Below are 9,120 nucleotides of genomic sequence, written 5' to 3'. Positions count from 1 at the left end.
GATTTCACGACGGCTTCGCCGCCGAACGCAGCCTCGCCGGGGCTCGACAGCTGCTACAAAACCCCTTGACCAGCGCTCATTCACTACCCTCCCCGTAGCAGCTGACGAGCAACGCGAGGCTGCGTCTGGGATTTGCCTGACAAAACGCGATTGCCCCTACCTGGCGTTCAGCGTGGGGCGTTATTGCGCGTGAAGTTGAGCGGTGTAGGCAGCGTGGTGGGGGTTTGAGCGCACCGAACGGCAACGCCAGGCAAACGGATTGATGCCTTCGCTGCGGGTGAAGATGTGGCAGAAGTGCGCCTGATCGCAGAAGCCGCATTCGAGGCTGATTTGCGTCAGCGTCAGGTCGGTGTTCTGGATCAGCTGCTTGGCTCGGGCAATGCGCTGGTGACGAATCCAGTCCTGGGGCGAGTAACCGGTGCTGCACTTGAACGCACGGGAAAAATGGCTGCGCGAGAGGGCGCAGGCCCGTGCCAGTTCGGTGACCTCTACGGTTTCATCGAGACGGTCGAGAATCAGTTGTTTCGCCAGGCTTTCGCGCCATGGGGTCAAGCCGCCAGTGGTCTTCTTTGGCGATTCAGTGCCTGCCGCGAGGGCCGCGTTTTGCTGGGAATGGGCCATGACAAATATCCGTGTCGGTGAGCTTCATTCTTCGTCGCGGGACGGTGGCGGGCGAGTTAAACGTTGTTAATTCCGTCCGTGCGCAATACTGGCAAATGCGCTAACTCAGCACATTGCTGCAATTTGTTCGGGCGTGACACTTGCAGAATCGACGTCATCCGGCGGCGCTATGCGTGGCCGCTTTTTTGACTTGATCGAAGGTGAAGGCATGAAACATTCACTGGTTTGCGCGCTGGGGCTCGCGGTAGCGCTGGCGTCCGGTATGTCCTCGGCTCAGGCGCCGGCACAAGTCGGCACCCAAGTGCCGGGCTACTTCCGCCTGGCGGTGGGGGATTACGAAGTGACGGCGTTGTTCGATGGTTACAACGACCTGTCGCCGAAACTGCTAAAGGGCCTGACCCAAAGCCAGATTCGTGCTTTGCTGGCCCGCCGTTCAATTGAAACCCCGGGCGTGCAAACCGCGTTCAATGCGTTTTTGGTCAACACCGGCAAACAGCTGATTCTGGTAGACACCGGCGCTGGCCAATGCATCGGCGCAACCGCCGGTATGCTCTCGGACAACATGAAAGCCGCCGGGTATGAACCCTCCCAGGTCGATGTGATTCTGTTGACTCACCTGCACCTGGACCACGTCTGCGGGCTGGTCGACGCCGAGCAAAAACCGGTGTTCGCCAATGCTACGGTCTACGCGGCAAAAGCAGAGGCTGATTACTGGCTCGATCCTCAGGCCATCGCCAAGGCACCCGAGGGCGCCAAGCCGTATTTCAAAATCGCCCAGGACTCCACCGCGCCTTATGTTGCCCAAGGGCGTTTCAAGACGTTCGAGGCCGGTCAGTCGCCCGTGCCGGGTGTGGTCGATGCGCAGCTGGAGGCCGGGCACACGCCAGGCAGCACCACGTACCGCTTCACCTCGCAGGGCCAGAGCATTCTGTTCATGGGCGATCTGGTGCATAACCTTGCGGTGCAGTTCGAACACCCTGAAGTGTCGATCGGTTTTGACGTCGACAGTCAGCAGGCGATCAAGCGTCGCGCCAACGTGTTCAGCGATGCAGCCGCCAGCAAGAGTTGGGTGACGGCGGCGCACTTGCCGTTTCCGGGCATCGGCCACATCGCCGCCGAGGGCAAGCACTTCCAATGGGTGCCAGTGGAATACGGTCCTTACAAACGTGCGGCCAACGTGCCGCTGATCGAGTAAAGTCCCAGCACTTCGTGCCAGGCTCAACACACAAGGGAACCGTGCCTATGAACCGTAACGATCTGCGCCGCGTCGATATGAACCTGCTGGTGATTTTCGAGGCCCTGATGTTCGAAAAGAACCTGACCCGTGTCGCGGAAAAACTGTTCATGGGCCAACCCGCGGTAAGTGCGGCGTTGGGGCGATTGCGCGATTTGTTCGATGATCCGCTGTTACTGCGCAACGGGCGCGGCATGGAGCCGACCGCGCGGGCGCTGGCGATTCTCAAGGAATTGCAGCCGGCGATGGATACGATCTCGGGCGCGGTCAGCCGGGCGAAGGAGTTTGATCCGGCGACCAGTTGCGACGTGTTTCGAATCGGGCTGTCGGACGACGCCGAGTTCGGTTTGTTTCCGCCGTTATTGCGACAACTTCAAGAAGAGGCACCGGGGATTGTGGTCGTGGTGCGCCGCGCCAACTACCTGCTGATGCCGGCGTTGCTGGCCTCCGGGGAAATCTCCGTGGGCGTCAGCTACACCACCGACCTGCCGGCCAACGCCAAGCGCAAAAAACTGCGGGACATTCCGTGCAAAGTGCTGCGCGGGGACAAGCGACCGGGCACGCTGACCCTGGATGAATACTGCGAACGGCCCCATGCCATGGTCTCGTTCTCTGGCGACCTGAGCGGCAACATCGACCTCGACCTGGCCAAGCTCGGTCGCAGCCGCCGCGTGGTGTTGGGCGTGCCGCAGTTCAGCGGCTTGCGCGCCTTGCTCGCCGGCACCGAAATGATCGCCACCGTGCCGGACTACGCCGCGTGTGCGCTGGTGGAAGGCTGTGGATTGCGGGCTGAAGACCCACCGTTTGCCATCGATGCGGCGCAGCTTTCGATGGCCTGGAGCGGGGTGCACGACAATGACCCGGCGGAGCGCTGGTTGCGCTCACGGATCAGCGAATTCATGTCCGCGCCTTTACCGATTCCGGATTGATTGTCCGTTGAAAAAAAGGCCTCAGCGAGGCCATTTTTTTTTGCCTGGCAGAAACCCTTCAGCAACGAAGATCCCTGTAGGAGCCGGGGATTCAGGGTGGAGGGGCATGGCGTCATGAATGGAAAGTTCGGCCTCTCCGATACACAAGGAAAAGCTAGAGCGACATTTACAACGCCTGAGGAAAATGAATACCTCTCAAGAGTTGGCACGATCAATATGCGAGTAAACAAAAAGGCCCAAACTATCTCCGGCCGTTTTTTATTTGTCGCGAGTGGCCCGGACTCTCCGGACGTTCTGTTTTTCGGAAAGCTCAAAGTTGCAAATGACAAACCTCACGTTGGTATCCAGCACAAGGTCATTGAGTACCAAACCGGTGGTGCTCTGAGTTGGGATTAATGAAGCAAAGAGGACTGATTTATCGGCCTTATTTTCAGGCTCACTCCCACCCAAGACCTGCGTCAGTCTGCAGATCCGTGCTCACCCACAAAAAGAGCACACCCATCCAATTTTTCCCGTCCCCGCACCTGCACTATCGAATGATGTCCCGGCACCCCGCTGCCGGTGGTTTTTCATTTGTGCAGGTAGCCCATGAACACTTCGCAACGGGATGAAAGGGGCCAGGACCTGGGGCTATTGTTTTTGCGGATTCGCAGCTGTCTGTTCCTGATGGGGGTGCACGGTTTGCCGAAGCTGCTTAACTACAGCGCTCAACTGCAAGTCATCAAAGACCCCCTTCACTTGGGCGAGAACGTCACGCTGACGCAGGCGTTCAATGTCCGATTCGCTGGAGCGTTACGGTATGCCTGAATCCAATCGTTTTGAGGAAGTCGTGACCCTGGTCATCAAGCACCGGGTGAAGGCGGGATTTGAAGTGCCTTACGAAGCCTGGCTGCGCAACATTGTCAGCATCGCCGGGCAGCAGGAAGGGCACCTGGGTGTGGATGTGATGCGCGGTAAAAACGCCGGCCTCGACATGTACACCTGTGTATTGCGCTTTTGCACCACGGATGCGATGCAGCGGTGGCTCGATTCGCCGCAGCGGCTGGAACTGATTCGCGAAGCCACACCGATGCTCGCTGACGGCGACCAGACTGAGGTTAACCCGGTCAAGGAATTCTGGTTCGCGCCGCAAGCTGATACCGCGTCGCCACCGCCGCCGCGCTGGAAACAGGCCGTGGTGACGTTGTTGGTGATTCTGCCGCACACCTTGCTGGTGCCGCTGATCTGGGGGCCGCTGCTGCAGCTCAATGCCTTTCTCTCCAATTACGTGGTTGCGACGTTCCTGATCACGCTGACCATTGTGGTGTCGGTGGTGTACCTGTTTATGCCGATGGCGACGCGCCTGTTCGCGTCCTGGTTATCTCCTTCCACTCAACCCAAGGACACGCGATGAGCGCTGATCTGATTTTATTCAATGGCCAATTTCACACCGTTGACCGTGAAAATCCGCTCGCCAGTGCCGTTGCCATCCGCGACGGTCGTTTCGTTGCGGTCGGCACCGATGCCGAGGCCATGGCCCTGCGGGGGACGGGTACACAGGTTATCGACCTCAAGGGTCGCTGCGTCATCCCTGGCCTCAACGACTCGCACTTGCACCTGATCCGTGGCGGATTGAATTACAACCTCGAACTGCGCTGGGAAGGCGTACCGTCGCTGGCCGATGCCTTGCGCATGCTCAAGGATCAGGCCGACCGCACGCCGACGCCGCAATGGGTGCGGGTGGTCGGTGGCTGGAACGAATTCCAGTTCGCCGAAAAACGCATGCCGACCCTCGAAGAATTGAACCAGGCCGCGCCGGACACGCCGGTGTTTGTCTTGCATTTGTACGACCGCGCCTTGCTCAACCGTGCCGCGTTGCGCGTGGCCGGATACACGCGCACGACGCCGAACCCGCCGGGTGGCGAGATTGTCCGCGACGCGAACGGTGAGCCGACCGGCATGCTGGTCGCGCGGCCCAATGCGATGATCTTGTACTCGACACTGGCCAAGGGACCGAAATTACCGCTGGAGTATCAGGTCAACTCGACCCGGCAATTCATGCGCGAGCTCAACCGTCTGGGCCTGACCAGCGCCATTGATGCCGGCGGGGGTTTCCAGAACTACCCGGACGACTATCAGGTGATCGAGCAGTTGGCCAAGGACCAGCAACTGACCATTCGCATCGCCTACAACCTGTTCACCCAGAAGCCGAAAGAAGAACTTACCGACTTCAAGAACTGGACCAGCAGCGTAACCCTGCATCAGGGCGACGATTACCTGCGGCACAACGGTGCCGGGGAAATGCTGGTGTTCTCGGCGGCGGATTTCGAGGACTTCCTCGAACCGCGTCCGGACCTGCCACAAAGCATGGAAGACGAGCTGGAACCGGTGGTGCGCCACTTGGTGGAACAGCGCTGGCCGTTCCGTTTGCACGCCACCTATAACGAATCGATCAGCCGCATGCTCGACGTGTTCGAGAAGGTCAATCGCGATATTCCGTTCAACGGTTTGCCATGGTTTTTCGATCATGCCGAAACCATCACCCCGCAGAACATTGAGCGGGTGAGGGCGCTGGGCGGCGGCATTGCGATTCAGGACCGGATGGCGTTTCAGGGCGAGTATTTTGTCGAGCGTTACGGCGCCAAAGCCGCTGAAGCAACGCCGCCGATCAAGCGTATGTTGGCCGAAGGTGTACCGGTCGGCGCAGGCACCGACGCCACGCGAGTGTCCAGCTACAATCCATGGACTTCGCTGTACTGGATGGTCAGCGGCCGGACGGTGGGTGGGCTTGAGCTGCACGCTGAAGGTTTGTCTCGGCAGACTGCGCTGGAATTGTTCACCCACGGCAGCGCCTGGTTTTCTTCCGAACAAGGCAAGAAAGGCATGATCAAGGTCGGCCAATTGGCGGACGTCGCGGCGCTTAGCGCGGATTTTTTCAGCGTCGACGAAGAAGCGATCAAGTGGATCGAGTCGGTGTTGACCGTGGTCGGCGGCAAGGTGGTGTACGCCGCCGGTGACTTCGAAAAACTTGGGCCGGCCAGTGTGCCGGTGCTGCCGGACTGGTCGCCGGTGGTGAAAGTGCCGGGCCACTGGCGTCCGTCTTCGCCGATGCAGGCACAGGTTCACCATTGCAGCGGACCCTGCGGCGTGCATTCACACAGCCATGAAAAGGCACGTTTGTCGAACGCCCCGGTCAGCGATTTTGCGGGTTTCTGGGGCGCCTTTGGCTGCTCGTGCTTCGCGTTCTGACGATCACTTAAAAAAGCGCCGGCCGCGTTGGCCGACGCCCTGAGCGATAAACATCCACTGAGGAGTTTCACATGAGCAACGTTCCGTACAAACGCCTGAACAAAGACGATGCCGTTGTCCTGTTGGTCGACCACCAGACCGGCCTGATCTCACTGGTTCAGGATTTCTCACCCAACGAATTCAAGAACAACGTGCTGGCCCTCGCGGACCTGGCAAAATTCTTCAAACTGCCGACCATCCTCACCACCAGCTTCGAAAACGGCCCGAATGGCCCAATGGTGCCAGAGCTCAAAGAACTGTTCCCGGACGCGCCTTACATCCCGCGTCCAGGCCAGATCAACGCCTGGGACAACGAAGACTTCGTCAAAGCCGTTAAAGCAACGGGTCGCAAGCAGTTGATCATCGCCGGTGTGGTGACTGACGTGTGCGTGACCTTCCCGACCCTGTCGGCGCTGGCGGAAGGGTTTGAAGTGTTCGTCGTCACCGACGCCTCGGGCACCTTCAACGAAACCGTGCAGCAAGYCGCCTGGGCGCGCATGTCGGCGGCCGGTGCGCAACTGGTGAACTGGTTCTCGGTGGCCTGCGAACTGCAAGGTGACTGGCGCAACGACATGGAAGGCCTGGCGAACCTGTTGTCGCCGCGCATTCCGAACTACCGCAATCTGATGAACAGCTATTCGGCGCTGACTGCGAAGTAAGTCCCGCCGCAATGAAGGATGCCCGCCAATGCGCGGGCATTTTTTTATCTGACAAATGAGCTGCTTGTTGCAACTGCCAAGCCCGCATCCAATCCGCGTAGCAGCTGTCGAGCARCGCGAGGCTGCGTTCGGCTCGTGTAGCAGCTGTCGAGCAGCGCGAGGCTGCGTTCGGCTCGTGTAGCAGCTGTCGAGCAACGCGAGGCTGCGTTCGGCTGCGAAGCAGTCGTGAGTTCAAACGATTCGGTGTGTCAGACAAAACTCGCACTCAGGTTTTGCGACTGCTTCGCAGCCGAACGCAGCCTCGCGCTGCTCGACAGCTGCTACACGAGTTGGAGTGTGATTATTGGGATGTCGATATGTCCATAAGCGGCTATAACATCCTTGGCTGTCAACCAGTGAGAGACAATGAACCCCTTCGAAGACATGCGTATTTTTTGCCAGGTCATGGACTCCGGCAGCTTCACCGCGGCGGCTGATCAGTTGGGGCTGTCCAAGCAGTTCGTCAGCCGGCGTTTGATGCAACTTGAGGAGCGCCTGGGCGTGCGCTTGCTCAATCGTTCGACGCGACGGCTGGACGTCACGCCGCTGGGACAGAGTTATTACGAGTCAGCCTTGCGCCTGCTCGGCGAGGTCGAGCAAGTGGAGCAGGGCATCGCCGGGCAGACCACCGAGCCACGGGGCTCTATTCGCATCAGCGCACCATTGTCGTTTGCGGTGGCGCATTTGGGGTGCCTGCTGCCGGTGTTTTTGCAGCGTTATCGTGACGTCACCGTGGAAGTGGACCTGAGTGATCGCCCGGTGGACTTGCTTGGTGAGGGCTACGACCTGGCGTTGCGTATCGGCACTCTGGAAGACTCGACGCTGATCGCCCGACGCATTGCGTCAATCCAGCGTGTGTACTGCGCCAGCCCGACGTACCTGGCCGAACGCGGTACGCCGCTCAAACCCGAAGACTTGCACGGCCATGACTGCCTGCCCTATGGCCACAGTCGTCAGGTGCAATGGCGGTTCGAAGGGCAGGGCAAGCCGCTGGCCGTCAATGTCACGGGCAGGATGCGGGTCAACAACGGTGAGTTGCTCAGGGACGCGGCGATTGCCGGGATGGGGATTACCTACTTGCCAACGTTTATCGTCGGTGCCGCCTTGAAGGACGGCAGGCTGGTGCCGGTGCTGGATGCGTTTCGGCCTGAGCCATTGACGTTGTCGGCGGTGTACCCGCAGCACCGTCAGAGTTCGCGACCGGTGCAGGCGTTGATCGAGTTTTTGCGCGAGCGGCTGGATCAGGCTGAGGGTGTGCTCTAAGCCTCACACACAGATGCCCCTGTGGGAGCGAGCCTGCTCGCGATGGCGCAGTGTCAGACAACATCAATGTTGAATGACAAATGGCTATCGCGAGCAGGCTCACTCCCACAGGGGATTTCCTGGGCTCCTGTGTTTAGCGGTTATCAGCTCCTTTTGTCATCGCCGACTTCGCCATTGGCATGTACGCCACGGTCATCGCCCACTTCGCCGTTGGCATGTACGCCACGGTCGTCGCCCAATTCACCGGCACGATGAACGCCATTTTGGTTGTGGGAGACTTCACCGGAGCGATGAACGCCATTTTGGTTGTGGGAGACTTCACCGGAGCGGTGAACGCCATTTTGGTTGTGGGAGACTTCACCGGAGCGGTGAACGCCATTTTGGTTATGGGAGACTTCACCGGAGCGATGAACGCCATGGTCATCACCTGCTTCACCGTTGGCATGAACGCCATGGTCATCGCCTGCTTCACCGTTGGCATGAACGCCATGATCGTCGCCGGGTTCGGAGTGCGTGCCACTGCGCCCTGAGTTGGAGGAGGCTGTGTTGCCGGAATGGCTCGAACCATGGTCGCTGCTGCTGTGGCCGCTGCCGCTATTACCGCCACTGCCACTGTTGCCGCCACTACCACTGCCACCGTGACTACCGCCGCCACCGCTTCCACCACTGCCGCCGCCGCTGTTACCGCCGCCACCGTGACTACCACCGCCGCCACCGCCACTGCCGCCGCCACCATTGCCGCCACCACCATTGCCGCCACCGCCACCGCCACCACTGCCGCCGCCATTGCCGCCGCCGCCGCCGCCATTGCCGCCACCGCCACCACTACCGCCACCCCCTCCGCCGCCACTGCCACCATCCTTGGCCTGAGCGGTCGACATACTGGATAAGCTGTCCGGGATCAATACGGTAGACGCCGACAGGACCGCGCCAATAGCTACTGCAAGTAAAAGCTTGTTGATGTGCATGTCGTTCTCCGTCTTCTTGTTCAGGGTTTGAACGTAGATGAACACTGCAACGTGCTGCCCGATTCAGTAGAAGAACACCTCAGCGTCCGGATTTATTCAGTTGTATCGTCGATAAAAAATGCAACTTACCGCTAGACCCC

General features: G+C 59.7%; 8 protein-coding genes and 2 pseudogenes. 8 read left to right on the top strand and 2 right to left on the bottom strand.

Annotation, left to right across the window (positions count from 1 at the left end; all coding sequences use genetic code 11):
• Window positions 1-180 precede the first annotated feature (180 nt).
• Window positions 181-621: a helix-turn-helix domain-containing protein gene (locus AC1DRJ_RS03540; RefSeq protein ID WP_477800856.1), complete on the bottom strand. Its 441-nt coding sequence runs from the start codon at window positions 619-621 to the stop codon at window positions 181-183.
• A gap of 208 nt (window positions 622-829) precedes the next feature.
• On the opposite strand from AC1DRJ_RS03540, the gene AC1DRJ_RS03535 reads away from it, so the two are divergent.
• The 8 genes and pseudogenes from AC1DRJ_RS03535 (at window position 830) to AC1DRJ_RS03500 (ending at window position 8,012) form a co-directional block, all read left to right on the top strand.
• Window positions 830-1,816, top strand: coding sequence for an MBL fold metallo-hydrolase (locus AC1DRJ_RS03535; protein WP_477800855.1), 987 nt, complete (start codon window positions 830-832; stop codon window positions 1,814-1,816).
• A 47-nt stretch (window positions 1,817-1,863) separates the two neighbouring features.
• Complete coding sequence (locus AC1DRJ_RS03530; RefSeq protein ID WP_477800854.1) at window positions 1,864-2,784, top strand: LysR family transcriptional regulator; 921 nt, start codon at window positions 1,864-1,866, stop codon at window positions 2,782-2,784.
• 114 nt (window positions 2,785-2,898) lie between these two features.
• Window positions 2,899-3,180 (top strand): hypothetical protein, encoded by a 282-nt coding sequence (locus AC1DRJ_RS03525; RefSeq protein ID WP_477800853.1) that lies wholly within the window; start codon window positions 2,899-2,901, stop codon window positions 3,178-3,180.
• A 192-nt stretch (window positions 3,181-3,372) separates the two neighbouring features.
• Window positions 3,373-3,552 (top strand): annotated as a pseudogene (locus tag AC1DRJ_RS03520) (LysR family transcriptional regulator); the annotation flags it as partial.
• A 31-nt stretch (window positions 3,553-3,583) separates the two neighbouring features.
• Entirely contained in the window at window positions 3,584-4,177 is a 594-nt protein-coding gene (locus AC1DRJ_RS03515) for an antibiotic biosynthesis monooxygenase (RefSeq protein WP_477800852.1), read from the top strand.
• Window positions 4,174-6,012 (top strand): amidohydrolase, encoded by a 1,839-nt coding sequence (locus AC1DRJ_RS03510; RefSeq protein ID WP_477800851.1) that lies wholly within the window; start codon window positions 4,174-4,176, stop codon window positions 6,010-6,012. Before AC1DRJ_RS03515 ends, AC1DRJ_RS03510 begins: the two co-directional genes overlap by 4 nt.
• 71 nt (window positions 6,013-6,083) lie before the next feature.
• On the top strand, window positions 6,084-6,710 hold the full coding sequence (gene ycaC, locus AC1DRJ_RS03505) for an isochorismate family cysteine hydrolase YcaC (RefSeq protein ID WP_477800850.1): 627 nt from the start codon (window positions 6,084-6,086) through the stop codon (window positions 6,708-6,710).
• A gap of 405 nt (window positions 6,711-7,115) precedes the next feature.
• Window positions 7,116-8,012, top strand: coding sequence for a LysR family transcriptional regulator (locus tag AC1DRJ_RS03500; protein ID WP_477800849.1), 897 nt, complete (start codon window positions 7,116-7,118; stop codon window positions 8,010-8,012).
• A 356-nt stretch (window positions 8,013-8,368) separates the two neighbouring features.
• On the opposite strand, the pseudogene AC1DRJ_RS03495 reads toward AC1DRJ_RS03500, so the two are convergent.
• Window positions 8,369-8,980, bottom strand: a pseudogene (locus tag AC1DRJ_RS03495) (hypothetical protein); the annotation flags it as partial.
• Window positions 8,981-9,120: the final 140 nt, after the last annotated feature.

The organism is Pseudomonas sp. P5_B2 (genome assembly GCF_056400445.1).
Note: the sequence above shows the minus strand (reverse complement) of the source record. Positions and strands in the feature narration are given on the sequence as shown.